Origin of the sequence: Promicromonospora sp. MEB111 (assembly GCF_030209445.1) — a bacterium.
In the GTDB taxonomy this organism is placed as follows: Bacteria; Actinomycetota; Actinomycetes; order Actinomycetales; family Cellulomonadaceae; genus Promicromonospora.
In genome coordinates, this window is sequence record NZ_JARVSD010000004.1 from 33,421 (window position 1) to 59,924 (window position 26,504).

Below are 26,504 nucleotides of genomic sequence, written 5' to 3' on the forward strand. Positions count from 1 at the left end.
ACGAGCCAGGGCCACGGTGACGCCGGTCAGACCGCGTTCGGGACGAGCGCGTTGAAGACGACCTCGCGTTCGGCGCCTGTTGCGATGCGCCAGACCGCATCAGCGAGGTCGTCGGGGTCGAGAACCGGGATGGGAGCCGAGCCGGGAGCCGGGTCCGACGTCAGGTCCGACGCGAGGTCGGGCGCCGGATCGAGCGTTGCTTGCGGCGCATCCGTCCCGCCGACGTCCATCTGGCCCGCGGTCAGCATCCTGTGGATGTCGCCGCGTTCGATGAGCCCGCCGACAACGAGCGAGCCCACGTGGACGCCGTCGGGCGCGGCAGCCTCGGCGAGGGTCAGGGCGTAGGTGCGCAGCGCGGCCGAGGCCGGCGCGAACGGACCGAGGAACGGCAGCGGGACGACGGCGCTGAGCCCCGACACGTAGACGATCGCTCCGCTGCCGCGCTCCCGCATACCCGGCAGCACCAGCCCGGCGAGCTCGACGGCGGGGTCCACGACCTGGGCGGCTGCGCCGCGGACGTCGTCGGCGCTCGTGTCGAGGATGCCGATCGGGGCGGCCGCCGGGTTGTCGGCGCCCGGCCCGTGATAGACGACCTCGACGGGCCCGAGCTCCGCCTCGACCTCGTTGATCGCGCGTCGCAGGTCACCAGGCCGACGCACGTCCGCGGCGACGGCGACCGCGCGAGCGCCGGCCGAGCGGAGGTCGTCCAGGTAACCGGGGTGACGGTCGGCACTGCGGGAGACCAGACCGACCTGGTACCCCTCCTTGCCGAACCGCCGGGCCACCGACATGCCGAGGCCGGGTCCGGCGCCCAGGACCAGCAGCGTGGGGGAAGTGCTCACTCGTGTCTCCTCGTCGTCTCGCGGTCGTGACCGTTGGGTACGGTGACGTCATCGATCCTCACGGCACCGCGGACGTCTCGGAAGAAGGCACTTTCATGTCAGATGGGAACACCGATGTGCCCCACCCCGACGCCCACATGGTTGCCGCCGCCGTCGGCGGCCGCCTGCCGGGACGGGTCCCGACCGAGGAGTACGAGGCGTGCCCCGTCACGCACGTGGTGCGGATGCTGGGCGACAAGTGGACGCTGCTCGTGCTGATGCTGCTCGCCGAACGCGCACACCGGTTCAACGAGCTCCACCGGCGCGTCGACGGGATCAGCCAGCGGATGCTGACCCGTACCCTCCGGGCGCTCGAGGACGACGGGCTGGTCGCCCGGACCGTCTTCCCCACGGTTCCGCCCGGGGTCGAGTACGAGCTCACCGAACGGGGCCGCGAGCTGCTGGTCCCGCTGTCGGCCCTCGCGGACTGGGTCGTGCGGGACCGGGCAGCCTAGCGGGACCGGGCAGCCTAGGCGGCCCGCCCGTTCGCGCCCATTCGCGCCAGCCTCTCCGCCCGTGCCGCCGCGCGCGCCGTCCGCCCCCTGCGGGCCGTTCGCCCGTCCGCGGGCTGTCCGCCCGACCGCGCGCCGTCGGCCTCACTGCGCGGCGCGCCCGCCCCACCGCGCGCCGTCCGCCTCACCGCGGGCGCGACCGCACTCGCCTCCCGGACCTCATGGTCACGTCTTGAGCGGCGGAATTCCGCCGATTAGCGGCGCGTCGGATGCGCGGCGGCAGCGCCGTCGCCCGGACACCCCGCCGGCCGTCCCGCACAGGACTGAACCGCCCGTCCAGCCGCACGACCTGTTGAGTGCTGGGCATGTGCGGGATCAGGTAGCCCGATCCCGCACATGCCCAGCACTCCGCGGTGGACGAGGGCGGGTGCGGGTCAGCCCTGCCGCTCCGCCAGCGCCGTCTGGTACTCGTCGCGGATCTTGTCGCCGCCGCCCTTCGCCCACGCCGCGGCGGCGTCGGCCCAGGCGGTGACGGGCTTGCGCCCGGCGAGGATGTCGGACTCCACGGAGACGAGCTTCTCGCCGAGCTGGCCGCCCTTGCGGCTGGCCGTGTCGCTGAACAGACCCTGCACCGGGTTGGCCACGGCGGTCGGCACGACGGCGGCCTGGGCGTCGTGCTCGGCCTGCGCGACGTCGGGGTCGCCGGCCTGGAAGTTGACCCAGGGGCCCTCGACGACGTACTTGAGCCCGAGCTGGATCTCGGTGCGGCCCTTCTCGGTGAGCACCGGGTCCGTCCCGTCGAGCTCGTGGTGCACGCCCTCGACGCCGTAGGTCCGGAAGAGGTGCTCCTCCGAGCCGAACGGGGCGGCGAGGTAGTTGAGCACGTCGAGCAGCGCCTCCACGCGGCCGGCGGACTTCTTGCTGATCGACGTGATGTTCTGGACGGGCGCCCCGAGGTGGATGCCCGCCGTGCCGCCGCCCTCGGCGAGCGGGGGCGGTGCGACGGAGAGCCGGAAGTTCTCGTCGATCGGGTAGTTCGAGAAGTCGGGCCACGCGCTGAACGTGTCGTCGAGCATGCGGATGGTGCCGTTGACGAGCCACGTCTTGCGCTGCGGCTGGGTGGCGGGGACGCCGTCCGGGTGCACGAACCCGTCCGCGACCAGGCGCCGCCCGAGCTCCAGGGCCTCCTGCTGACGCTCGTGCAGGTTGGCGCTGGTGAGCTTGCCGCCGTCCTCGGACCAGCCGTTCGGGATCTCGTACATCTGGCGCAGGTGCCCGAGCGGCACACGCCCGAGCGCCCAGGTGTTGCCGCCCGAGAGCTCCTTGCACAGGTCGTAGAACTCCTCGGCCGACGTCACCTGCGGGTCGATGCCCTCGGCCTCGAACCAGTCCTGGCGCGCGTAGAACACACCGCTCTGCGCCGGGCCGCGGGGGACCGGCACGGCGAAGATCTTGCCGTTGTAGACGCAGGACTGCCAGCTCTCCGTGGGGATGTTCGCGAGGAACGGGTACTTCTTGACCGCGTCTCCCGAGAGGAACTCGGTCAGGTCGGTCGCCCGCTCCTCCAGCAGGCTCGGCAGGCCGGGGACGTCGCCGGGGAACATCTCGAAGATGTCCGGCAGCCGGTCGCCGGCCACCGTCGTCTGGAACCGGTCGGAGAAGTCGCCGGCCGGCGTGAGTGCGATCGTCAGGGCGAACCCGAGCCGTTCGTGCAGCTCCTGCCAGTAGGCGTTGTTGTCGACCGACGGCGGCACCGGGGTGTTGGTCATCCCGAAGATGCCGACGTCCTCGCCGTCGCCGGGCTGGCCGCTGGTGACCTTCTGGGGGCTGGCGGGGTACTTCAGCATGGTGTCGGGCACGCCGTCGGCGCCCTTGATGTCCATCGGCACGCCGTCGTACGGGACGTACGTGGGCAGGGCGACGGTGGCGTTGCCGGTCAGGGCACCGCCACCGCGGCCCTCGTTGCTGCAGCCGGCGAGGCCGAGCACGGCGAACGCGCCGAGGCCCATGCCTCCCATCAGCAGGCTGCGGCGGCTGATGTTCGTCTCCGTGAGCAAACGGTTCATGACTACTCCTCATCGAGCGGGGGGAGAAAGCGGAGAAAGCAGGGTTGAGCAGGGGAAAGCGGGGACAACGGGGACAGCCGCAAGGGAAGAACGGGAAGGAGACCGGGCAGGCGCCCGACGACGCCGGCCGCGCGGGTCAGCCCTTGACCGCGCCCGTGAGCATCCCCTTGGCGAAGTGGCGCTGCAGGAAGGGGTAGACCAGCAGCACCGGCACGATGGAGACCACGAGGATCGCCATCTGCAGCGACGTCTGGGGCGGCAGGGACGCGGCGTCGATGCCCAGGTCCTGGGAGCCGAGCTGGGCGCCGTCGACCACGTAGGTGCGCAGCACGAGCTGCAGGGGCCACTTGCTCGCGTCCGACATGTAGAGCAGCGCGTTGAAGAACGCGTTCCAGTAGCCGACGCCGTAGAACAGGCCGACGACGGCGAGCACCGGCTTGGACAGCGGCAGCCCGATGCGCCAGAAGAGCTGCCACTCGGTGGCGCCGTCGATGCGCGCGGCGTCGATCACCTCGTTCGGGAGCTGCACGAAGAACGCGCGCACGACCACCACGTTGAAGGCCGAGACCGACGTCGGGATGATCAGCGCCCACAGCGTGTCCAGCAGGCCGAGCCGCTGGACCACGAGATAGCTCGGGATGATCCCGGGGTTGAAGAGCAGGCTGATCAGCACCACGAGCAGCATCGCCCGGACGCCGAACGCACCCTTGCGGCTCAGGGCCCAGCCGAGCGTCGTCGTCAGCGCGAGGCTCAGCGTGGTGCCGATGCCCGTGACGAGGATGCTGATCCACAGCGCCTGCGTGACGACGCCGCCGGCGAAGATCATCCGGTAGGCGCTCAGGTCGATCCCGGTGGGCAGGAGCACGAAGCCGCCCGCCTCGGTGACCTGCTCCGGCGTGGCCAGGCTCGTGGAGATGATGCCGACGAACGGCAGGATCACCAGCGCGCAGGCGATCGTCAGGACGATGCCCTTGACGGTGCGTTCCATGGGGCCGGGCATCGCCACGCCGTCGATCACGGGGCGCATGCGGCCGCGCGGTCGGTCGTCGTTCATGGTGGGGCCCGCCGTGGTCGGGGCAGGTCCTGCGGTGGTGGTGGTGCTCATGCTCGGTACACCCCTTCCTCGCCGAAGGCGTGGGCGGTCTTGTTGGCGACGAGGACCAGGACCAGCCCGATCGCTCCCTTCACGAGGCCGACGGCGGCCGCGACGCCCCAGAACCCGCCCAAGACGCCCTGGTTGTAGACATAGGTGTCCAGCACGTCCGACACGCCGAGCCCGACCGCCTGCTGCTGAAGGATCAGCTGCTCGAACCCGACGCTCAGGGAGTCGCCGAGCTTGAGGATGAGCAGCATGATGATGATCGGCCGCATCCCGGGCAGGGTGATGTGCCAGGTCTGGCGCCAGCGCGACGCGCCGTCGACGGCCGAGGCCTCGTACAGCGACTTGTCGATCCCGGCCAGCACGGCGAGGAACAGGATGGTGGCCCACCCGGTGTCCTTCCAGATCACCTGCGACGTGATGAGCGCGTAGAAGGCGTCGGAGTTGCCGATGATGTCGATGGGCTGCCAGCCGTGCGACCGGAGGAAGTTGTTGATCAGCCCGGCCCCGCCGAGGATCTGTTGGAACACCGCGACGACGATCACCCACGACAGGAAGTGGGGCAGGTACAGGATCGACTGCACCCACTGGCGCACGCGGTTGGACACCAGGCTGTGCAGCAGCAGGGCCAGGACGATCGGCGCGGGGAAGACGAAGACCGTCTGCAGCAGCGTGATGACCAGGGTGTTGCGCAGCGCGGCCAGGAACTCGGGGTCGCCGGAGAACAGGATCTGGAAGTTCTCGAACCCGACCCAGAGGCTGCGCTCGATGCCGAGGTACGGCTGGTAGTCCTGGAAGGCGATGACGTTGCCGCCGAGGGCCAGGTACTGGAAGACGACGATGACCGCCATCCCGGGCAGCGCCAGCAGCAGCACGGCCCGGTCGCGCGCCAGCCGCCGCCACCAGGGCATGGGCCGGCGGATCGGCGGTGATCCGTCGCCGCCTTCCGGCGCGCGAGGACGGGAACCGGCGCGTCCCGCGCGGGTCTCGTCGACCGCGGTCATCCCGCGATCCCCGGCACGTCACGGACGTGCGGCGCGTTCTCAGGCATGGTGTCGCTCCTCGGTGAACGGACTGATGGTGAACTTGATGGCCCGGGGCCTCTCCCCGGGCTCGGACGACCCGCCATGCGGGTCCGGGCGCTGCCGGCTCATTCGTCGTTGGGTGGTACATCGTTGTTCCAAGGGCGATCTGCCACGACCTGCTCCATCGCCAGCTCCATTGCCACGGGGCTGCACCATTGCAGAGTGATCGATCACCGCTTGCGGGTTAGGCTAGGAGGTGATCGATCACTTCGCAAGGGCCTCTCACGCGACGGTGATCTGCGGGGGCGTGCCAGAATGCTCGCGTGCCACACGGACGCGGGCGCTGACCAGCGGTGATGAGCGGCGCTGACCAGCGTTGACAACCAACGGTGATGACCAGCGGTGACCAGCCGTGATGACCAGCAGTGACGACCAGCGAGGACGGGGCATGGCGAACGAGAGCTCGACCGACACGTCGACGGACACTGCGACCGACCGGCGGCGCGCCACGATCTGGGAGGTCGCGAAGGCCGCCGGGGTCTCCCACCAGACCGTCTCCCGCTACCTGCGCAACGACGCCAAGATGCGGCCCGAGACCGTGGCGCGCGTGCGCCAGGCCGTCGAGGAGCTCGACTACCGCCCCAACCTGACCGCCCGGTCCATGCGCACCCGGCGCAGCGGCCGGGTGGCCGTGCTGCTCCCGGCGGTGGCCACGTACGGCCCGCCGCAGATCCTGAGCGGGGTGATGGAGGTGGCCCACGAGCACGGCTACACCGTCGAGGCGTTCAGCGTCGAGGGCACGCCGGCCGACCGCTTCGAGCGGGTGCGGGAGCTCGCCGACTCGGGTCAGGTCGAGGGCGTCCTCGCCCTCGCGCCGCTGCCGCCGGGTTCCGGCGGGAGGTTTCCCGAGCGGGCCGCGATCGTCGTGTCCGCCGACTACGACGACAAGTTCCGCGGCGTCGGCGAGCTGGCCGACGGCTCGCCCGTCGAGGACCTGGTCGTACGCCTCGCGGAGCTGGGTCACCGCCGGTTCCTGCACGTGACCGGCGCGCTCGACTACGCCTCCGCCCGCGGCCGCCGCGACGTCTTCGTCGCCACGGTCGAACGGCTCGGGCTGGGCCCGGCCCAGGTCATCGAGAGCGACTGGTCGGCCGAGGGTGCCCACGCCGCCGTCCTGTCCCTGCCCGAGAAGGACCACCCGACCGCCGTCATCGCCGCGAGCGACGTCGGCGCGGCCGGCGTGGTGCTGGGCGCCCGGGAGCGCGGGTGGACCATTCCGGGCGACCTCAGCGTGACCGGCTGGGACAACAACCAGCTCGGGGCGTACCTGGAGCCCACGCTGACCACCGTCAACGTCGACCACCGCAAGCTCGGCCGGGCGGCCATGGCGCGGCTGGTCGCCACGCTCCAGCCGGAGACGGCCGCAGCGCGCGAGGCCGAGGCGGCGTCGGACGGGCCGCTGAACACGATCATCTGGCGCGGCTCGACGGGCCCGGCGCCCTCCTGACCGCCCGCCGGGGTCATCGTTGAGTGCTGGGTTTTCGCCCTTTTTCGTGTGCCAGAAGGGCGAAAACCCAGCACTCAACTCTCGACAACGGATGGCGTATGGGGACGACGCCGTGTCCGCGACGGTCGTGCGGGCTGAGGAGCGGTGATCCAGCGGGCGCGAGGCCGCGCACCGCGATGGCCGGATCTGTGGGGTACCGGTCCGTCCGGACGGTGCGCCGACGGCCCGGCACCGGGGACGGTGGGCGGGTGCGACGACGTACGCACCGTGCCCAGCCATCGACCGAGGAGCCCCACATGCCTGAGACCATCGCCGGGATCGCCGTCCCGGACACCGAGCTCGTCCGGGACGCGACCGCGCTGGTGCGGCAGGCCGCCGACGACCTCGTGTTCCACCACTCCCGCCGGGTCTTCGTCTGGGGGATGCTCAAGGCGGCCGCCCGTGGTCTGCCGGTCGATCCCGAGCTCGCCTATGTCGGGGCGATGTTCCACGATCTCGGTCTGACGGCGGCGTACGGCACCCAGGACCGTCGCTTCGAGATCGACGGTGCCGAGGCGGCGTCGGCGTTCCTGCGCGGCCACGGCCGCTCGCCGGAGGAGGTCCGCGCCGTCTGGCTTGCCGTCGCCCTGCACACGACGCCGGAGGTGCCGCACCTGCTCGCGCCCGAGGTCGCCGTCGTGACCCTGGGGGTGGAGACCGACGTGCTCGGCCTCGACCTCGGTGAGATCGCACCCTGGCAGCGCGCCGAGACAGTCGCCGCGCACCCGCGGCCGGACTTCAAGAACCGCATCCTGCGGGCCTTCTACGAGGGCATGGCCGGCCGGCCCGGCACGACGTTCGGCACCATGAACGACGACGTGCTCGCGCACTTCGACCCGTCGTTCCGGCGGCAGGACTTCGTGCGGATCATCCAGGACAACGACTGGCCCGAGTGACCGCCCCTCCAGGTCGTGCTTGAGTGTGACCGCTGGGCCGCCGGGCCCGCAGAGCGTGACGGAGGTGAGCCAGGTGGTGACCGAGCGGGACGTCGTGTTCGTCGTGTTCGACGGCATGAAGATGCTCGACGTCTCCGGTCCGGCCGAGGTTCTCGCCGAGGCCAACACCTTCGGTGCGGCGTACCGCCTCAGCTATGCCTCGGTGTCGGGCGAGCCCGTGCGCACGTCGATCGGGACCCGGTTGCCCGTCGACGCGGCGGTGTCCGGTCTCGGGGAGGTGGACACGGTCGTCGTCGCAGGCGGGGACGAGCTCGTCCGCCGGCCGGTGCCGGGCGGGCTGACCGCCGCCGTCCGCGAGGTCGGGCCCCGAGCGCGCAGGCTCGTATCGATCTGCACCGGATCGTTCGTCCTGGCCGCGGCCGGTCTCCTCGACGGGCACCGTGCCACCACCCACTGGAGGCACGGTCAGGTCCTCGCCCGGACCTACCCGGACGTCGTCGTCGAGCTCGACGCGCTGTTCGTCGAGGACCGCGGTGTGTTCACGTCCGCGGGGGTCTCGGCCGGCATGGACCTCGCACTCGCGCTCGTCGAGCAGGACCACGGCCCCGAGCTCGCGCGGGACGTCGCGCGCAACCTGGTGATGTTCATGCGGCGGCCCGGCGGCCAGTCGCAGTTCTCCGCTCCGCTCGAGCTGCGTCCGCCCCGTTCCTCCGCGCTGCGGGAGGTGGTCGACCTGGTCGCGGCGCAGCCCGCGCTCGATCACACCGCGACGTCGCTCGCCGCCGTCGCCGGCGTCTCACCGAGGCACCTCACCCGCCTGTTCGCGGCCGAGCTCGGCACCTCACCGGCGCGGTTCGTCGAGGACGCCCGCCTGGACCGCGCCCGGTCGCTGCTCGACGCGGGCCACTCGGTCACCGCGGCCGCGGGTGCGGCCGGGTTCGGGAGCCCCGAGACGATGCGCCGCCGCTTCGTCGCCCGCCTCGGCACCTCGCCGAGCCAGTACCGCGCGCGTTTTGCCGCGACCTGGGGTCGCGGGCTGGACAGGACCGCCCGCCTGCGCTGAGGTTGCCCGCATGAGGTGGCGCAACGGCGGGCACGGCTACGGCATCGTCACGAAGGTCCTGCACTGGTCGACGGTCGCGCTCCTGGCCGCCCAGCTCGCGGTGGGCTACGCGATGGACGACGACGGCGACGTGCCCGACGTCGACTGCGACCCGGTGGGGGAGGACCGCAGCGGCGGCGACACGACCGACGCCGAGGAGGACCGGTTCGACCGGCTCGAGGAGGCCTGCGAGCAGGCCCAGGACCTGCGTGAGCAGGACGCCGACGACGCCGTCGGCTCCGCGTGGGCGGACCTGTGGACGGGCGACTGGGCGGGGAGCGGGACAGGTAGCGGTGCGAGTGGCCTCCTCGACGGCCAGGGCGGGCTCGCGCTGCCGGCGTGGCACGTCCTGCTCGGGCTGGCGATCGTCGCGATCGGCGTGCTGCGCGTGGTGTGGCGCAGCACCACGCCGCTCCCGCCCTGGGACCCGCGGCTGACCAGGACCGACCGGAAGGTGCTGCACCACGCCGAGCGCATCCTGCTCGCGATGCTCTTCGTGGTCCCCGCGACCGGGATCGCGCTGGTGCTGGGCAGCTCCGACCTCCTGCCGCTGCACATCGCCGCGCACCTGTGCTTCTACGCCGCACTGGCGGTGCACGTCGGCGTGGTGGTCCGACGGCGGGTGGTGGGCCGGATGCTCTGGGGGCGGTCGGCGGCCGCGCGGTGAGTTTCCCGCCCGACGTGCGGCCTTCCGTCGCGGCACCGACGATCGGGGGATGAGCACAGGCTCGGCGACACCGCCGTCAGGAACCGGACCGGACCCGACCCCACCCGCCGCAGTGGCGGGCGACCGGCGCTTCTTCGGGCATCCCCTCGGTCTGATGACGCTGTTCACGACCGAGCTGTGGGAGCGGTTCAGCTACTACGGCATGCGCGCGATCCTGGTCTTCTACCTGACCGACACGATCGCGAACGGCGGCCTGGGCCTCGAGGAGACGCTGGGCGAGGCCGTGGTCTCGATCTACGGCACCGGCGTCTACCTGCTGTCCGTGGTCGGCGGCTGGCTCGCCGACCGGGTCATCGGCGCCCGGCGCTCCACGCTCTACGGCGGCATCATCATCGCCGCCGGCCACGTGTGCCTCACGGTCCCCACCGCCGGGTTCTCCTACCTGGGCATCGTGCTCGTCGCGCTCGGCACCGGCCTGCTCAAGCCCAACGTGTCCTCGATGGTGGGCGCGCTGTACGAGCGGCAGGACCCCCGGCGCGAGTCGGCGTTCTCGATCTTCTACATGGGCATCAACATCGGCTCGTTCTTCTCGCCGATCATCGTCGGCGCCGTGCGGGCCGTCTGGGGTTACCACGCCGCCTTCTCCGTGGCCGCGATCGGCATGGGCATCGCGCTCGTGTTCTTCGTGCTCGGCCGCAAGAACCTGCAGGGCGCGGGCGACGTCGTGCCCAACCCCGTGCGGCCCGGGGAGCGGCCGGCGGTGGTGCGCATGTTCGCGATCATCCTCGGCGCCGTGATCCTGGTGTACCTCGTGGCCCGGCTCGTCTCGGGCGAGTGGGGCGTGCACGCCCTCATCGACACCCTCAGCTACATCGCGTTCCTCGCGCCGATCGCGTTCTTCATCACCATGTACCGGTCGCCGCGCGTGACCGACGCCGAGCGGCCCCGCCTGGTCGCCTACATCCCCCTGTTCGTCGCGGCCATGCTCTTCTTCATGATCTTCGAGCAGGCGGCGACGACGCTCGCGACGTTCGCCGCCGACCGGACCTCGCGCGAGATCCTCGGGTTCACAGTCAGCCCGGAGTTCTTCCAGTCGATCAACCCTGCCGCGATCATCATCCTGGCCCCCGCGTTCGCCTGGCTGTGGGTCCGCACCAAGGACCGGCCGCCGACGCCGTACAAGTTTGCGATCGGCCTGGCGCTCGCGGCCCTGTCGTTCCTGGTGCTGGCCGGCGCCTCGGCCCTGGCGGGTGACGACCTCACGCCCGGCTGGGTGCTCGTCGTCGTGTACGTGATCCAGACCCTCGGCGAGCTGTGCCTCTCGCCCGTGGGCCTGGCCGCCACGACCCTGCTCGCGCCGCGCGCCTACCAGGGGCAGGCCATGGCGCTGTGGTTCCTCGCGCCCGCCGCCGGGCAGGCCATCACGGCGCAGCTCGTCCAGGCCACCGAGGGCGCGTCCGACACCGCGTACTTCGGCGGCATCGGCCTCGTCGCCCTGGGCTTCGCGGCCGTCCTCGCGCTGCTCGGGCCGTGGGTCACCCGGCACGTGCGCCGGGCCGACCAGCTCGAAGGGGTGCACACGAGCGGGGAATAGGGTGGCGCCATGCCGACCATCGAGACCCTCGTCGCGTTCGTCGCGGCGTCCGTGATCCTCATCGTGATCCCCGGGCCGAGCGTCCTGTTCGTCGTCGGACGCTCGCTCTCCCTGGGCCGCCCCGGCGGCCTGCTCAGTGTGCTCGGGAACGAGCTCGGCGCCCTGCCGCTGGTCGCGGCCGTCGCGCTCGGCGTCGGCACCGTCGTGGCCGAGTCGATCGTGGCGTTCACGGTGCTCAAGCTGCTGGGCGCCGGCTACCTGGTCTACCTGGGCGTGCAGGCGATCCGGCACCGGCGTGACGGCGTGGGGCCGGACGGCGAGGTGGACGGCGCACCGGGGCGCCGGGCGCCGTCGCGCTGGGTGATCCTGCGCCAGGGCTTCGTCGTGGGCGTGACCAACCCCAAGACGATCGTGTTCTTCGTGGCCGCGCTGCCCCAGTTCGTGGACGTGCGCGCCGGGCACGTGCCGCTGCAGATGATGGTGCTCGGCCTGGTGTTCACGCTCGTCGCCCTGGTCTTCGACAGCCTGTGGGCGCTCCTGGCGGGTGCCGCGCGCACGTGGTTCGCGTCGTCGCCGAGCCGCCTCTCCGCGATCAGGGCCACCGGCGGCGGCATGATGATCGGCCTCGGCGGGACGCTCGCGCTCACCGGCAGCAGGGCTTGAGCGGGCAGGGCTTGAGCGGGAGCGCCGAGACCCGCCTCGCCGTCGTACGCGGCCCGTCCGGGGCGGGCAAGTCGACCGTGGCCGCGGAGCTGCGCCGCCGGATGGGCCGGGGGACGGCGCTCGTGCAGCAGGACTACCTGCGCCGCATCCTGCTGTGGGAGAAGGACGTGCCCGGCGGGGTCAACATCGGGCTGATCGACACCGTGGTGCGCCACTCGCTCGACGCCGGCTGCTCCGTGGTGCTGGAGGGCATCCTGGCCGGCGACCACTACGGGCCCATGCTCACCGCCCTGGTCGCCGACCACGCCGGAACGACGGCGTGCGCGTACCTGGACGTGCCGTTCGACGAGACGCTCCGCCGGCACACGACCCGGCCGCAGGCGGCCGAATTCACGCCGGAGCAGATGGCGGACTGGTTCACCCCCGACGACCGGCTGCGCGTCGAGGAGGAGTTCGTCGTGGGGCAGGAGTCGACCGTCGAGGAGACCGTGGAGAAGCTGTTGGTGGCGCTTGGTGGCCCCTGACGGGCCGGCCGGTCCGGCCGACGTCCGGCCGTCTTCGCGATAAGAAATCTCCGGGGGCGAGAGGGGTGACAAAGGTGGATGAATTGATCTAGCTCATTACCGACTTTCCGCGCATTCTTGCGGGTGAAGGCCACATCCCACCTGATACGTTGCGATTGGTAGTTCCCGTGTCTGGGACGGGAACTACCGAGCAAACCCCTCCGCAGCGGGCCCCTGCGGAGGGGCAGGCAGGCCTTCCGCTCGGGGGCGTACGTCGTCGAGCCGCCGAAGGAGGTGACCGTGCGCAGCAGCGAGCTGGCAGGTCTCGCCGGCGTGACGATCCGTGCCCTGAGGCACTATCACCAGATCGGGCTGCTCGAGGAGCCGAGACGTACGGCCGACGACGACCACGAGTACGACGTGCGCCACCTGGCCCGGCTGCTACGGATCGCGCGACTGACCGAGCTGGGCGTGCCGCCGGCAGAGCTGCCGGACGTGCTCGACGACCCCGCCGCCGCCGCTGAGCTCCTGGACCGGCTCGACCGCGAGGCGGCCGCCGAGATCCGGCGGCACACCAGCCGGCGGGCCGTGATCGCCGTGCTCCGGGAGCACGGGGCCACGCCGGACCTCGGACCGGATGCGGCGCCGGTCGACGACCAGCACGTCCGGGTGCTGCACACGGTCCGGGAGCCCGGCCCGGACGACTGACGTCCTGCCGGCACTCAGCGCCCGCACTCAGCGCCCCCGCGCCGCCCGGCGACGACGGCGGGCCTGCGCCGCACGCGCCTCCGCGTCGTCGAGCTCCTCCTCGACGGCGGTCAGGCCGGTGCGCGCCTCGTCCGCCGCCGCCCGGGCCTCGTCGAGGACACGGCGCGCCGCGTCGCGCTCGGCGGTCAGCCGTGCGAGCTCCTCGTCCAGGCGTGCCGTCTCGCCCTCCGCGTGCTCGACGGCGGCGTCCGCGGCGCGCAGGCGGTCGCTGGCGTCGTCGCGTCGGGCCTCCAGCCGGTCCACCTGCGCGGAGGTCTCCTCGACGGCCCGTTCGGCGGCCTCCGCCGTGTCCCGCCCGCTGTCCGGCTCTGCGGCGACCTTGTCCGGCTCGGTCTCTGCCGTCTCCGGCTCTGCCTCTGTCGCGTCCGGCTCCGCCGCTTCCGGGCGCAGTGCCACGAGGTCTGCCTCCTCGCCGAGCTCGTCCACGATCCCGAACCCGGCGTGCTGCAGGCCGCGCGAGAGGCGTCCGGCGCGCACGGCCGCGCCGGCGTCCGCGTCCATGACGGCGGCGGTCAGGGTCTCGGTGAGACGGTCGAGGACGGCGGCCGAGACGGGCCGCCCGTCCACCTCGCCGGCGTCCCGCACCGCGCCGACCAGGGCCTCCGTCCGCTCGCGGCGCAGGTGGTCCAGCGCCTTGATCCGGGCGCGGTCGCGGTCCTGCGTGGCGGCGCGGAGCTCGTCGCCCACGGTGGTGAGCGCCGCGACGTCGTCAGGCCGCTCCCGCACCACGTGGTTGATCACCCAGGCCGCGACCGACGGCTTGGGCAGCCGCTTGAGGCGCTCCGCGCCGAGCCGGTCGCCGCCGTCGGCCACCTTGCGGGCCGCAGCGTCGCGGGCGGCCACGAAACCGTCGAGCGGCTGCGTGTAGAGGGCGTCGACGGCTGCGTCGATGGCGGCCGGGCTGGCCGGGCTGGCCGGGCCTGTCGGGTCAGCGGACTCAGCCGGGTCCGGAGGTGCGGGCGACGCTGTCACGGTCTCACCGTGGCACGGAGGAGCGCGTCGCGCCCGCCGTCCCTACGCGGGGGCGGCGCCGCCCCCGGCGCGGCGGTCCCGGTCGGCCTTGCCGGTCCAGTGCCCCACCCAGATCGCGCCGAGCAGCGCCAGCACGCCGATGAGGACGGGCGCGGCGGCGAGCGGCGCGATCGCGGCCACCGCCGAGACGAGCAGCGGCCCGCCGGTGTTGCCGATGTCGCCGCACAGCCGCCAGCCGCCGAGGAACTGCGACCGGCCCTCCTCGGGCGCGACGTCGGCGCCCAGGGTCATGACGATCCCCGAGCCCAGCCCGTTGCCGAGCGCGATGAGCGCCATCACCAGGCCGACGGTGAGCGCCGAGTCGGCGAGGGGAAGGAGCAGGCAGCCGACGCCGACGGCGAGCACGACCGGCACCGCCACCACCCGGCGGCCCTTGGTGTCGAGCAGCCAGCCGCCCGGCAGGGTGAGCGCGATGTCGATCGTCGCGGCGACCGCGAACAGCAGGGAGACCACCGCGGCGGAGATGTGCACGTGGTCGGCCCACAGCGGCAGCAGGCCGGTGCGCACCGACCGCGACGCGCCGATGATGATGACGGCCACGCCGAGCGTGAGCAGCGTGCGGCGGTGCTCCCGGAGCACCGAGTGCACCGGCAGCGGGACGGCGCCGCGGCGTACGCGGCCGAAGTCCGGCATCCGCGTGACGATCAGCGCGGACGCGACCGACGCGCACGCCGCGAGCAGGAACACCGAGCGCACGTCGAACAGGTGGATCAGCAGCGCGCCCAGCAACGGGCCGACCAGGATGCCGAGCCGCATCGACCCGCCGAGCAGCGCCATGCCGCGCGCCCGGTGGCTCACCGGTACCGCGTCGATGAGGAACCCCTGCCGGGCCAGGAGGAACGCCGTCCAGCTCATGCCGCTGACGAAGACGCAGACGCACAGCAGCCAGACCGAGGGCACGAAGAACGCGACCAGCATCGCCACCGCGTCGACCAGCCCGGCGATCACCAGGGTGCGGCGCTCGCCGAGCCGCGCCACGAGCGCGCCCGACGGCAGCGAGTTGGCGAGCTGACCGATCCCCAGCAGCGCGACGACGAGCGCCGCCAGCGCGGTACCCGCCCCGAGGTCGCCGGCGTGGATCGCCAGCACGGGCATGACCGCGCCGTGGCCGATCGAGCTGACGACGGACGGCAGGTAGGCGACGACGGCGATGTCGCGAAAGCGGAAGTCCCGATCGTCCCCTGAACCGCCGCTACCACCGTCGTTCGTCACACCGCCATCGTGCCAGATAGTTACCTTCGGCAACGACCTGGTCCGCAGTGTGGGCTTGTCTACTCGAGCACGGCCCCCTTCGACGCCGACTGGACCAGCTTCGAGTACTTGGCGAGCACGCCGCGCTGGTAGGAGTGGGGCAGGGGAGCCCAGCCCGCCGAGCGGGCCTCCAGCTCGACCGGGTCCACCAGGAGGTCGAGGGTCTTGCTCGCCACGTCGAGGCGGATGCGGTCGCCGTCGCGCACGAAGGCGATGGGTCCTGCGTCCACGGCCTCGGGCGCGATGTGCCCCACGCACAGGCCGGTGGTGCCGCCGGAGAAGCGACCGTCGGTGATGAGCAGCACGTCCTTGCCGAGGCCCGCGCCCTTGATGGCGCCGGTGATGGCGAGCATCTCGCGCATGCCCGGCCCGCCCTTGGGGCCCTCGTAGCGGATGACGACGACGTCGCCGGCCTGGATCGTCCCGTCCTCCAGCGCGTCGAGCGCGCCCCGCTCGCGCTCGAACACGCGCGCGGTGCCCTCGAACACGTCCGAGTCGAAGCCCGCCGACTTCACGACGGCGCCCTGCGGGGCCAGCGACCCGTTCAGGATCGTGATGCCGCCGGTGCGGTGGATCGGGTTGTCCATCGCGCGCAGGATCTTGCCGTCCGGGTCGGGCGGCGCGATGTCGGCGAGGTTCTCGGCCATGGTGCGGCCCGTGACGGTCAGGGCGTCCCCGTGCAGCAGCCCGGCGTCGAGCAGCGCCTTCATCACCACGGGCACGCCGCCGATGCGGTCGACGTCGTTCATCACGTACCGGCCGAACGGCTTGAGGTCGCCCAGGTGCGGCACGCGGTCGGCCACGCGGGAGAAGTCGTCGAGGGTGAGCTCCACCTCGGCCTCGTGCGCGATGGCGAGCAGGTGCAGCACCGCGTTCGTGGACCCGCCGAACGCCATGACCACGGCGATGGCGTTCTCGAACGCCTCCTTGGTCAGGATGTCGCGCGCCGTGATGCCCTTGCGCAGCAGGTTCACCACGGCCTCGCCCGACCGGTGCGCCCACGTGTCGCGGCGGCGGTCGGCCGCGGGCGGCGCCGCGGAGCCGGGCAGCGACATGCCGAGCGCCTCGGCCGCCGACGCCATCGTGTTGGCGGTGTACATGCCGCCGCAGGCGCCCTCGCCGGGGCAGATCGCCCGCTCGATGCGGTCGACGTCCTCCTGGCTCATCAGCCCGCGCGCGCACGCGCCGACCGCCTCGAAGGCGTCGATGATGGTGACCTGCTTCTCGGTGCCGTCCGTCAGCTTGACCCAGCCCGGCATGATCGAGCCCGCGTAGAGGAACACGCTGGACAGGTCCAGGCGGGCGGCGGCCATCAGCATGCCCGGCAGCGACTTGTCGCACCCGGCCAGCAGCACCGAGCCGTCCAGGCGCTCGGCCTGCATGACGGTCTCGACGGAGTCGGCGATCACCTCGCGCGACACGAGCGAGAAGTGCATGCCCTCGTGCCCCATCGAGATGCCGTCCGAGACGGAGATGGTGCCGAACTCCAGCGGGTAGCCGCCCGCGGCGTGCACACCCTCCTTGCTCGCCTTCGCGAGCCGGTCCAGCGAGAGGTTGCAGGGCGTGATCTCGTTCCACGAGCTCGCGACGCCGATCTGCGGTTTGGCGAAGTCGTCGTCACCCAGCCCGACGGCGCGGAGCATGCCGCGCGACGCGGTGGCCTCGAGGCCGTCGGTCACCTGGCGGGAGCGGGGCTTGACGTCGACCGGGGGGTTCTCGTCAGTGGTCATCCTGCATTGTGCCTCGTGCGAGCCGGCCGAGCAGCCGCTGGGAGGACCCGCTCCGGGCGCAGGCGTGCTATACATCTGATGTTTTCGCCGGTGCCGTCGAGGAGGACCCCCATGCTGACCACCGAGGTGCGCGCCACCGGCGTCCGGCTCACCACGCTCGGATGCGGTGCCGCCCCGGCCGGCAACCTGTACCGGGCGACCACGGACGAGGCGGTCCACGCGACCTTCGAGGCCGCGTGGGACGCCGGGATCCGCTACTTCGACACGGCGCCGCACTACGGCCTCGGCCTGTCGGAGCGCCGGCTCGGCGCCTACCTGCGCACCCGGCCGCGCGGCGAGGTGGTGGTCTCCACGAAGGTCGGACGACTGCTCGTCCCGTCGCCCGAGACCGCCGACCGCACCGACTCCGAGATGTTCGACGTGCCGGCCACCGCGCGCCGGGTCTGGGACTTCTCCCGCGACGGTGTGCTGGCCTCGATCGAGGCCAGCCTGGAGCGCACGGGCCTGGACCGGTTCGACGTCGTCTACCTGCACGACCCCGACGAGCACTGGGCGCAGGCGGCCTACGAGGCGCTGCCCGCGCTCGTCGAGCTGCGCGACCAGGGTGTGGTCGGCGCGATCGGCGCCGGGATGAACCAGTCCGCGATGCTGACCCGGTTCGTGCGCGAGACCGACGTCGACGTCGTCATGTGCGCCGGGCGGTTCACGCTCCTGGAGCAGCCCGCGCTGGCCGACCTGCTCCCCGCCGCTGCCGAGCGCGGCGTGGCGGTCGTCGCGGCCGCCGTCTACAACTCGGGGCTCCTGGCGCACGACCGGCCGCCGTCGGACGCGACCTACGACTACGCGCCCGTCCCCGCCGGACCGCTCGACCGCGCCCGCCGCATCGCGGCGGTGTGCGAGGAGCACGGCGTCACGCTGCCCCAGGCGGCGCTCGCCTACGTGCGCACGCACCCGGCGGTGGCGAGCACCGTCGTGGGGCTCGGGGAGCCCGGGCACGCGGTGCAGGCCGCGCAGCGGGCGGCCGTGCGGGTTCCGGGGGAGCTGTGGCAGGCGCTCGCCGACGCCGGCCTGCTCGCCCCGGACGCGGTCCCGGAAACAGTGCCGGACGCAGTGCCGGACGCAGAGCTCTGACCGGACGGTAAACGTCCGATCTATCTGTGCCCCACCCCCGTCGAACGGGGCAAATTCGCATGAATCTTGCCGAAAGTCTTGAGATGCATCCGATGTCTGCGGTTGAATGCCAGCGGTTGGATGCGAGGCACGTACGCAAGGGAGCTCACGTGACGGACGGCCCGGCACTTCTTCGTGCCACGGGGATCAGCAAGTCCTTCCCCGGGGTGCGCGCGCTCGACGACGTCCACCTCGACCTGCGGCACGGCGAGGTGCTGGCGCTCGTCGGCGAGAACGGGGCGGGCAAGTCCACGCTCCTCAAGCTGCTGTCCGGGATCCACCGGCCCGACGCGGGGACCATGGAGCTCGACGGTGCGCCCATGAGCCCTGCAGGCCCGCGGCAGGCCAACGAGCTCGGCATCAGCGTGATCCACCAGGAGTTCCACCTCATGCCCGACCTCACGGTCGCGCAGAACATCTTCATCGGTCGCGAGCCCCGGCGCGCCGGGCTGCTCATCCGCGACGACGAGCTGGAGCGTCGCGCGGGCAGGCTCTTCGAGCGGCTCGGCATCCCCCTGGACCCGCGGCAGCCCGTGGCGCACCTGAGTGTCGCCGGCCAGCAGATGGTCGAGATCGCCAAGGCGCTCTCGTTCGACGCCCGCGTGCTGATCATGGACGAGCCGACGGCGGCGCTGACCGAGACCGAGGTCGCCACGCTGTTCCGCATCGTGCGCGACTTCGTCTCCCCGCGCACCGGCGTCATCTACGTGTCGCACCGGATGGACGAGATCAAGGAGATCTCCGACCGCATCACCGTGCTGCGCGACGGCCGGTACGTCGACACGCTGCCCACGGCGGGGACCGCGACGCGGGACGTCATCGCCGCCATGGTGGGGCGACAGCTCGCGACCGGGGTGCGGCCGGAGCCCGCACCCGGGGTGGCGGACCGTGAGGTGGCGCTCGCGGTGCGGGGCCTCAGCACCCGCGCTCTGCTCAAGGACGTGTCCTTCGAGCTGTACCGCGGCGAGATCCTCGGCCTCGCGGGGCTCATGGGCGCCGGCCGCACGGAGGTGGCCCGGGCGATCATCGGGGCGGACCGGTCCTCGGGCGCGGTCGAGGTGAACGGCAAGCCGGTCACGGTGCGCAGTCCCGCCGACGCCGTCCGGCACGGCATCGGCTACCTCTCCGAGGACCGCAAGCGCTACGGCCTGCTGCTGGACCAGGACGTGGTCCGCAACGTCATGCTGTCCTCGCTGCCCGGCATGACGCGGGGCGGGTTCGTGCGGGACGCCGACGGGCGCCGGGTCGCCGCCGAGATGGTGGACCGGCTCTCGATCCGGACCCCGTCGGTGACCCAGCGGGCCAAGAACCTCTCGGGCGGCAACCAGCAGAAGGTGGTCCTGGCCAAGTGGCTGGTGCGGGACTGCGACGTGCTGATCGTCGACGAGCCGACGCGCGGGATCGACGTCGGCGCCAAGGACGAGATCTACACCCTGCTCACGGGCCTGGCCGCGCAGGGCAAGTCGATCGTCGTCATCTCGTCGGAGCTGCCGGAGGTGCTGCGGCTGGCCGACCGGATCGTCGTCATGTGCGAGGGCCGGGTCACCGGCACGCTCGCCAACGCCGACGCGACCCAGCACCACATCATGGAGCTCGCGACGCGGTTCGGTGCCGACCGCTCGCTCGTCACGACCGGAGGCGACGCATGAATGTCACCAGGCTCGGCAACCGCCAGCAGCTCCAGCAGCTCCTCGCCTTCGGCGGGCTGGTGGTCATCTTCGTGTTCTTCTCGGTGGCCAGCCCGTACTTCCTCGACTGGGCCAACGTGAAGGGCATCCTGCTCGCCACCGCCGTCACCGGGATCATGGCGCTGGGCGCCACGCTCGTCATCGCGACGGGCGGGATCGACCTGTCCGTGGGTACCGGCATGACGCTGTGCTCGGTGATGACCGGCGTGTTCCTGGCGAACCTCGGGCTGCCGCTCGTGGTCGGGGTGCTGGGCGGGCTGGCGATCGGGGCGCTGATCGGCCTGCTCAACGGGCTGAACGTCGCGTACCTCCGGCTGCCGCCGTTCATCGCCACGCTCGCGATGATGATGGTGGCGCAGGGGCTCTCGCTGGTCATCTCGGGGACCAAGCCCATCTACTTCAGCGACGTGCCCGGGTTCGGCCAGCTCGCGGGCGGCGAGCTCGTGCCCGGGCTGCCCAACGCCGTCCTCATCTTCTTCGTCGCCGCCGTGCTGGCGGGCGTGACGCTCAGCAAGACGCTCACGGGGCGCTACGCCCTGTCGATCGGCTCCAACGAGGAGGCGACGGCGATCTCCGGCGTCGACGTGCGTCGGTGGAAGGTGGTCATCTACGTCGTGGCCGGCCTGTTCACGGGGCTCGCCGGCGTCGTCATGGCCTCGCGCCTCAACTCCGCGCAGCCCGGCCTCGGGCTGGGGTACGAGCTGGAGGCCATCGCCGCCGTCGTCATCGGCGGCACCTCGCTGCGTGGCGGCAAGGCGACGATCCTCGGCACCGTCATCGGCGCGCTGATCATGGCGACGCTCACCAACGGCCTGCGGATCATGTCGATCCCGCAGGAGTGGCAGAAGGTCGCCGTCGGCATCGTGATCGTGCTGGCGGTGTACGCCGACATGTTGCGGCGGGGCAAGGAAGCCTGACGCCGCCGTCCGACCACGGACGTTCGAACCGACCACGGACGTTCGAACCGACCACCGAAGGAGCTGGACCCGGATGAACAGCAGCAGCACCACGCGCAGGCGCCTGATGGCCCTCGCCGCGTCCGTCGCCGTCCTCGCCCTCGGGGCGTGCGCCTCGGGCGGCTCGGGAGGCGGGGCGCCCGGGACGGGGGACAAGCCCTACGTGGCCCTGGTCTCGAAGGGTTTCCAGCACCAGTTCTGGCAGGCGGTCAAGCAGGGCGCCGACGACGCCGCGGCCGAGCTCGGCGTCGAGGTCACGTTCGAGGGGCCGGAGACCGAGACCGAGGTGGAGAAGCAGCTCACCATGCTGCAGACGGCCCTGGACAAGAGCCCGGACGCGATCGGCTACGCGGCCCTGGACTCCGAGGCGTCCATCCCGATGATGACGGACGCGCAGTCGCGGGGCATCCCCGTCATCGCCTTCGACTCGGGCGTGGACTCCGACGTGCCGGTGACCACGGTGTCCACGGACAACCTCGCCGCGTCGGCCGAGGCGGCCAAGCACATGGCCGAGCTGGTCGGCAGCGGCAAGATCGCGATCGTGGGGCACGACCAGACGTCGCAGACCGGGCAGCAGCGCGTCGAGGGGTTCACCGCGTACATCCACGAGAACGCGCCGGACATCGAGATCGTCGACACCCAGTACGCCGCGGGCGACCAGCTCAAGTCGGCCGACGCCGCGAAGGCGATCATGCAGGCCCACCCCGACCTCAAGGGCATCTACGGCACCAACGAGGGGTCGGCGATCGGCGTCGTCAAGGCGGTCCAGGAGTCCGGGCGGTCGGGCGAGCTCACCGTGATCGGCTTCGACTCCGGCAAGGCGCAGACCGACGCGATCCGCGACGGCCTGATGGCCGGGGCGATCACCCAGGACCCGATCAAGATGGGCTACGAGACGGTGAAGGCCGCCGTCGCCGCGATCGACGGCGAGGAGGTCGAGCCCGTCATCGACTCCGGCTTCTACTGGTACGACCAGACGAACATCGACGACGAGGAGATCGCCGCGGTGCTGTACGAGTAGCGCGTGGCAGACCCTCCCGCACGTGTCAGGAGTCCTCGTCCAGGTTCTCCGGCTTCGGCAGCCAGTCCTCGACGCCCAGGAGGTGGGCCGCCATCCGGATCCGGGCGGCCTCGGGATCACGCGCGGCGAGCGCACGCCAGACGGCCTCGTGCTCGCCGTGCGTGCGCGCCTCGATGCCCTCGGCGTGCAGCACGCGCCACAGGCGCGCCCGCACGGTGCGGCCGGCGAACGACTCGATCAGCGCCTCCAGCACCGGGTTGCCGGTGTGCGCCGCGATCACGCGGTGGAACGCGATGTCGACCTCGATGAACCGGTCGTGGTCCACCTCTGCGCCGTCCAGCACCCCGGCGACCTGGTCCAGGACGGCCCGGGCCTCGGCGAGCGCCTCGTCGGTCATCCGGGTGGCCGCCAGCCCGGCGGCCTCCGTCTCCAGGACGCGGCGGACGCTGTGGAAGGCGGGCAGCGCGCCGTCGTCCTGCAGGTCGAGGACCAGGGCCATGGGGGAGAGCAGGCGCGCGGCGTCGAGGCTGGTGACGTACGTGCCGTCACCCTGCCGGGTGTGCAGCACGCCGAGGATCGACAGCGCGCGCACGCCCTCGCGCAGGGAGCCGCGGGAGACCTGGAGCTCGTCGGCCAGGTCCTTCTCCACCGGCAGGCGGTCGCCGGGTCGCAGCCTGCCGTCGAGGATCATCCTGCGGATGCCGTCGACGACCTCGTCAGTGCGGGACATGCCCCGAAGTATCCCGCACAGAAGTATCCGGCACAGGTGTGTCGCGTACCGGAGCGCCGCCCACCGAGGTCTCGCCCACCCAGTACGTCCCGTCCGGGAACCGGAACCGGTCGATCGACTCCTCGTACATCTGCGTGGAGTAGCCGGGCAGCGCCGGCAGCACGTACGCGGTGCCCGCGCCCCGGTCGGCGACGACGCACGGGTCGGTGAAGTGCTCGTGCAGGTGGTCCACGTACTCGGTCACGCGGCCGGTGAGGTCGCCGCCGATCGCCACGTAGTCCAGCACGGAGACGTGCTGCACCATCTCGCACAGGCCGACGCCGCCCGCGTGCGGGCACACCGGCACGCCGAACCTGGCCGCGAGCAGCAGCACGGCGACGATCTCGTTGATGCTGGCCAGCCGCCCGGTGTCGAGCTGGCAGTAGTCGATCGCCTCGGCCTGGAAGAGCTGCTTGAACATCACGCGGTTGTGGCAGTGCTCGCCCGTCGCGACGCCGACCGGCGCGACGGCGCGGCGCACCGCGGCGTGGCCCAGGATGTCGTCGGGCGAGGTGGGCTCCTCGATCCACAGGGGGTCGAACCGCGCCAGCTCGCGCATCCACTCGATCGCCTGCGGCACGTCCCACACCTGGTTGGCGTCGATCATCAGGTTCCGGTCGGGGCCCAGCACCTCGCGCGCGATGGTCAGCCGGCGGACGTCCTCGTCGAGGTTCGCCCCGACCTTCAGCTTCACGTGCTGGTACCCGGCGTCCACGGCCTCCTGGCACAGCCGCCGCAGCTTGTCGTCGCTGTAGCCGAGCCAGCCGGCCGACGTCGTGTAGACGGGGTAGCCGGTGCGCTCCAGGTGGTCCAGGCGCTCCTGCCGTCCTGCTTCCCGGGACCTCAGGATCGCCAGCGCCTCGTCGCGGGTCAGGGCGTCGGAGAGGTAGCGCAGGTCGGCGACGTCGACGAGCTGCTCGGGGGTCATGTCCACGAGCAGCCGCCACAGCGGCTTGCCCGCGCGGCGCGCCGCCAGGTCCCAGGCGGCGTTGAGCACGGCCGCCAGCGACAAGTGCACCACGCCCTTCTCGGGTCCGAGCCAGCGCAGCTGGCTGTCGGCGGTCAGGTCGCGGTAGACCGCGCCCATGTCCGCGACGAGCTCGTCGACGTCGCGGCCCACGAGCACCGCGGCCTGCTGCCGCGCGGCCTCCGCCACGATGTCGTTGCCCCGGCCGATCGTGAACGTCAGGCCGTACCCGCCGAGCGTGCCTCCGGATCCGGACGGGCCGGCGGAATCCGAGGCGGCGGGGTCGGGCGCGTCGGTCTCCAGCACGACGTAGGCCGCCGAGTAGTCGGCGTCCTTGTTCATCGCGTCCGAGCCGTCGGCGGTGGCCGACGTCGGGAACCGCACGTCCTCGACGCGCACTCCGGTGATCGTGGCCATGCCGCTCCCTCGCAAACATCCGATGAAATGCCTGCAATCTACGGACGGGGGCGCTGCGGGTCAAGGTGTTGCGTGGGACGGCTACGGGATCGCGGGGCGATTGGTTCGATCAATGCGATGGGCCGATGACGGGCACCGGGCCTGCCGTCGGCTCACCCCTCACCTCAGACCAGGACCTCGCCGTCCCTGGCGACGACCCGGCCGGCCGCGACCACGAGGGCGCGGCGCGGGGCGCGGACCACGGCGTCGGGCACGTTCTGGGCGTCGACCAGCACGACGTCGGCCGGTGCGCCGGCGACCAGGTCGTGCGCCGCGCGGCCGACGAAGCGGGCGGCGTCGGCCGAGGCGATGCGGGCCGCGGTGACCAGGTCCTCGTCGCGCCGGAAGCCGGACAGGCGGGCGAGCTGCGTGGTCAGCGTGAGCAGGTCCCCGGTGCCGTAGGGGGACCACAGGTCACGGATGCCGTCCGTGCCCAGGCCCACGGCGACGCCGGCGGCGCGCAGCGCGTGCAGCGGCAGGGGAGCGGCGCCGATCGGCGCGACCGTGGTCATCGTGATGCCCGCCTCGCCCATCGCCGCGACCAGGTCGGCCTGGCGGGTGCCCGCGAGCTGCCCGACGGCGAAGCCGTGCGCCACGTTGACCTTGCCCTGCAGGCCGGACCGGACGGTGCGGTCGATCATCAGCTCGATCTGGAACGCGCCCAGCTCGCCGCCGTCGTGCAGGTGCACGTCGATGCCGACGCCGCGCCGCTCCGCGATCGCGAACAGGCCGTCGAGCTGGCCCACCGGGTCGCGGTCGATGGACGCCGGGTCCAGGCCGCCGACGTGCTCGGCCCCGGCGGCCGCCGCCTGGTCGAGCAGGTCCAGCACGCCCGGGCGACGCAGCACGCCGTCCTGCGGGAACGCCACGATCTCGGCGTGCACCGCACCGCCCAGGGCGGCGACGGCCTCGCGCACCACCTCGATGCCGCGCAGCCCCACACCCAGGTCGACGTCCACGTGCGAGCGGACGGCGGTGGTGCCGGTGCGGACCGACTCGCGCAGCACGGCGAGCGTCACGTCGACGCCCGGGATGCCGAGCTCGTCGCGGTGCGCGCGCTCGTGCGCGATCCGGCCCTGCGTGCCCGGCTCCCCGCCGTAGCTCACCCACGGCTTGCCCCACCACGACTTGTCGACGTGCGCGTGCGCGTTGACCAGGCCGGGCAACGCGAGCAGGCCGCCGCCGTCGACGACGCCGGGCGCGCCCTCGACGGTCCCGCCGGGCGCGCCGCCGCCGGTGTCGCGGGCGGCGCCGCCCGCTGCCGGGTCGTGGGGGAGGACGGCGGTGATCACGCCGTCGGCGATGTGCAGGTCGCTGCGCTCGCCGCCCCAGGGGCGCACGTCGCGCAGGACGGTGACGGGGGTGGTGCTCATGAGGGTTCCTTCCTCGGTGGGGCAGGCGGCGTAAAATGGTATCCCATTTCAGTTCCTGGCAGGATGGCGCCCATGAGCATGCCGCCGGACGGCGACTTCGAGCCCGAGTCGGTGCGGGTCGCGCGTGCCGTCCGCGAGCAGATCGTGGACGGCACCCGCGCGCCCGGCAGCCGGCTCGTCGAACGCGACCTCGCCGCGGAGCTGGGCGTGAGCCGCATCCCGGTGCGGGACGCCCTGCGGGCGCTCGTCGCGGAGGGGCTGGTCACGCCGCGCCCGCGGACCTGGGCCGTCGTGCGGGAGTTCACCGACGCCGACGTCGCGCACCTGCAGGAGGTGCGCGAGGCGACCGACCCCACGCAGTTCCGGCTCGCCGCGCGGCGGCGCACCCCGGAGCAGCTCGCGGCCCTGACCGAGGCATGGGAGCGCGAGGACGCCGCCGCCCGGCGCGGCGACGCCCCGGCGGCACGGCGGGCGGCGGCGGACTTCCACGAGGCGGTCGTCGCGGCGTCGGGCAACCCCGTGCTCGCCGAGCTGCACGCCGTCACCGCCAGCCGGGTGCGGTGGCTCCTGGCCCAGCACTCCGACCTGACGGGCATCGCGGACGAGCACCGGGCGCTGCTCGACGCCGTCCGCGACCAGGACGCCGAGGCCGCCGCGCGGCTGGCCCGCGAGCACCTGCGCACGAGCCGCTCGGCGGCGGCCGAGCGCCGGGCGGCGCCGTCGCCGGGGTAGGGCTCCGGGCAGTAGGGCTCCAGGCAGTAAGGCTCCAAGCAGTAAGGCTGCAGGGACCCGGTTCACACCCTCGGCGCGAGGTTCCTTCCCCGGTGTG

Annotated in this window: 24 protein-coding genes; 14 read left to right on the plus strand and 10 right to left on the minus strand. The window is 72.5% G+C overall.

What is annotated here, in order from left to right:
- Positions 1–26: 26 nt before the first annotated feature.
- A complete protein-coding gene (locus QRN56_RS03850) occupies positions 27–842 on the minus strand; it encodes an SDR family NAD(P)-dependent oxidoreductase (protein ID WP_285101300.1) in 816 nt (271 codons plus the stop codon).
- Between the two features lie 95 nt (positions 843–937).
- Here QRN56_RS03850 and QRN56_RS03855 point away from each other — a divergent pair, with 95 nt between their 5' ends.
- Positions 938–1,336 carry a winged helix-turn-helix transcriptional regulator gene (locus tag QRN56_RS03855; protein WP_285101302.1) on the plus strand — a complete coding sequence of 133 codons (399 nt, stop codon included), beginning with the start codon at positions 938–940 and terminating at the stop codon, positions 1,334–1,336.
- A 431-nt stretch (positions 1,337–1,767) separates the two neighbouring features.
- Here the strand turns inward: QRN56_RS03855 and QRN56_RS03860 are convergent, their stop codons facing one another.
- The 3 genes from QRN56_RS03860 to QRN56_RS03870 form a co-directional block, all read right to left on the minus strand.
- Positions 1,768–3,399, minus strand: a complete 1,632-nt coding sequence (locus tag QRN56_RS03860) for a type 2 periplasmic-binding domain-containing protein (RefSeq protein ID WP_285101304.1) — start codon at positions 3,397–3,399, stop codon at positions 1,768–1,770.
- A gap of 136 nt (positions 3,400–3,535) precedes the next feature.
- The gene (locus QRN56_RS03865; RefSeq protein WP_285101306.1) at positions 3,536–4,504 is read right to left on the minus strand and encodes a carbohydrate ABC transporter permease; all 969 of its coding nucleotides are present in this window, start codon (positions 4,502–4,504) and stop codon (positions 3,536–3,538) included.
- The gene (locus QRN56_RS03870) at positions 4,501–5,502 is read right to left on the minus strand and encodes an ABC transporter permease (RefSeq protein ID WP_285101308.1); all 1,002 of its coding nucleotides are present in this window, start codon (positions 5,500–5,502) and stop codon (positions 4,501–4,503) included. The genes QRN56_RS03865 and QRN56_RS03870 overlap by 4 nt, the downstream gene beginning before the upstream one ends.
- A gap of 469 nt (positions 5,503–5,971) precedes the next feature.
- Between QRN56_RS03870 and QRN56_RS03875 the strand changes: the two genes are divergently transcribed.
- From QRN56_RS03875 to QRN56_RS03910, 8 genes are all read left to right on the plus strand, one after another.
- Positions 5,972–7,030, plus strand: coding sequence for a LacI family DNA-binding transcriptional regulator (locus QRN56_RS03875; protein ID WP_285101310.1), 1,059 nt, complete (start codon positions 5,972–5,974; stop codon positions 7,028–7,030).
- A 296-nt stretch (positions 7,031–7,326) separates the two neighbouring features.
- Positions 7,327–7,965: an HD domain-containing protein gene (locus QRN56_RS03880; protein WP_285101312.1), complete on the plus strand. Its 639-nt coding sequence runs from the start codon at positions 7,327–7,329 to the stop codon at positions 7,963–7,965.
- 64 nt (positions 7,966–8,029) lie between these two features.
- On the plus strand, positions 8,030–9,028 hold the full coding sequence (locus QRN56_RS03885) for a GlxA family transcriptional regulator (RefSeq protein WP_285101314.1): 999 nt from the start codon (positions 8,030–8,032) through the stop codon (positions 9,026–9,028).
- A gap of 10 nt (positions 9,029–9,038) precedes the next feature.
- The gene (locus QRN56_RS03890; protein ID WP_285101317.1) at positions 9,039–9,734 is read left to right on the plus strand and encodes a cytochrome b/b6 domain-containing protein; all 696 of its coding nucleotides are present in this window, start codon (positions 9,039–9,041) and stop codon (positions 9,732–9,734) included.
- A gap of 154 nt (positions 9,735–9,888) precedes the next feature.
- Entirely contained in the window at positions 9,889–11,328 is a 1,440-nt protein-coding gene (locus QRN56_RS03895) for a peptide MFS transporter (protein WP_502928743.1), read from the plus strand.
- A gap of 9 nt (positions 11,329–11,337) precedes the next feature.
- Positions 11,338–11,991 carry a LysE family translocator gene (locus tag QRN56_RS03900; protein WP_285101321.1) on the plus strand — a complete coding sequence of 218 codons (654 nt, stop codon included), beginning with the start codon at positions 11,338–11,340 and terminating at the stop codon, positions 11,989–11,991.
- 11 nt (positions 11,992–12,002) lie between these two features.
- A complete protein-coding gene (locus QRN56_RS03905) occupies positions 12,003–12,515 on the plus strand; it encodes an AAA family ATPase (protein ID WP_285101323.1) in 513 nt (170 codons plus the stop codon).
- Positions 12,516–12,794: 279 nt separating this feature from the next.
- Complete coding sequence (locus QRN56_RS03910) at positions 12,795–13,202, plus strand: MerR family transcriptional regulator (protein ID WP_285101325.1); 408 nt, start codon at positions 12,795–12,797, stop codon at positions 13,200–13,202.
- Between the two features lie 27 nt (positions 13,203–13,229).
- Here QRN56_RS03910 and QRN56_RS03915 read toward each other — a convergent pair whose 3' ends face one another.
- Genes QRN56_RS03915 through ilvD form a run of 3 tightly spaced genes read right to left on the minus strand, consistent with a single transcriptional unit; the run spans position 13,230 to position 17,275 of the window.
- On the minus strand, positions 13,230–14,234 hold the full coding sequence (locus QRN56_RS03915; protein WP_285101327.1) for a hypothetical protein: 1,005 nt from the start codon (positions 14,232–14,234) through the stop codon (positions 13,230–13,232).
- 42 nt (positions 14,235–14,276) lie between these two features.
- On the minus strand, positions 14,277–15,506 hold the full coding sequence (locus tag QRN56_RS03920; protein WP_285101329.1) for an MFS transporter: 1,230 nt from the start codon (positions 15,504–15,506) through the stop codon (positions 14,277–14,279).
- Positions 15,507–15,565: 59 nt separating this feature from the next.
- On the minus strand, positions 15,566–17,275 hold the full coding sequence (gene ilvD / locus QRN56_RS03925) for a dihydroxy-acid dehydratase (RefSeq protein ID WP_285101331.1): 1,710 nt from the start codon (positions 17,273–17,275) through the stop codon (positions 15,566–15,568).
- Positions 17,276–17,386: 111 nt separating this feature from the next.
- Here ilvD and QRN56_RS03930 point away from each other — a divergent pair, with 111 nt between their 5' ends.
- The 4 genes from QRN56_RS03930 to QRN56_RS03945 all read left to right on the plus strand — a co-directional run bounded on the left by QRN56_RS03930 (position 17,387) and on the right by QRN56_RS03945 (position 22,110).
- Positions 17,387–18,406 (plus strand): aldo/keto reductase, encoded by a 1,020-nt coding sequence (locus QRN56_RS03930; RefSeq protein ID WP_285101333.1) that lies wholly within the window; start codon positions 17,387–17,389, stop codon positions 18,404–18,406.
- A gap of 149 nt (positions 18,407–18,555) precedes the next feature.
- A complete protein-coding gene (locus QRN56_RS03935) occupies positions 18,556–20,094 on the plus strand; it encodes a sugar ABC transporter ATP-binding protein (RefSeq protein ID WP_285101335.1) in 1,539 nt (512 codons plus the stop codon).
- On the plus strand, positions 20,091–21,050 hold the full coding sequence (locus QRN56_RS03940) for an ABC transporter permease (RefSeq protein WP_285101337.1): 960 nt from the start codon (positions 20,091–20,093) through the stop codon (positions 21,048–21,050). Before QRN56_RS03935 ends, QRN56_RS03940 begins: the two co-directional genes overlap by 4 nt.
- A 73-nt stretch (positions 21,051–21,123) precedes the next feature.
- Positions 21,124–22,110: an ABC transporter substrate-binding protein gene (locus QRN56_RS03945; protein WP_285101339.1), complete on the plus strand. Its 987-nt coding sequence runs from the start codon at positions 21,124–21,126 to the stop codon at positions 22,108–22,110.
- A gap of 25 nt (positions 22,111–22,135) precedes the next feature.
- On the opposite strand, the gene QRN56_RS03950 is transcribed toward QRN56_RS03945, so the two are convergent.
- From QRN56_RS03950 to QRN56_RS03960, 3 genes are all read right to left on the minus strand, one after another.
- Positions 22,136–22,840 (minus strand): FadR/GntR family transcriptional regulator, encoded by a 705-nt coding sequence (locus QRN56_RS03950; RefSeq protein ID WP_285101341.1) that lies wholly within the window; start codon positions 22,838–22,840, stop codon positions 22,136–22,138.
- Positions 22,827–24,263 carry an enolase C-terminal domain-like protein gene (locus QRN56_RS03955; RefSeq protein ID WP_285101344.1) on the minus strand — a complete coding sequence of 479 codons (1,437 nt, stop codon included), beginning with the start codon at positions 24,261–24,263 and terminating at the stop codon, positions 22,827–22,829. The genes QRN56_RS03950 and QRN56_RS03955 overlap by 14 nt, the downstream gene beginning before the upstream one ends.
- A gap of 164 nt (positions 24,264–24,427) precedes the next feature.
- Positions 24,428–25,675, minus strand: a complete 1,248-nt coding sequence (locus QRN56_RS03960; RefSeq protein WP_285101346.1) for an amidohydrolase — start codon at positions 25,673–25,675, stop codon at positions 24,428–24,430.
- A gap of 72 nt (positions 25,676–25,747) precedes the next feature.
- Here QRN56_RS03960 and QRN56_RS03965 point away from each other — a divergent pair, with 72 nt between their 5' ends.
- On the plus strand, positions 25,748–26,407 hold the full coding sequence (locus QRN56_RS03965; protein ID WP_285101348.1) for a GntR family transcriptional regulator: 660 nt from the start codon (positions 25,748–25,750) through the stop codon (positions 26,405–26,407).
- The last annotated feature ends 97 nt before the right edge of the window (positions 26,408–26,504 follow it).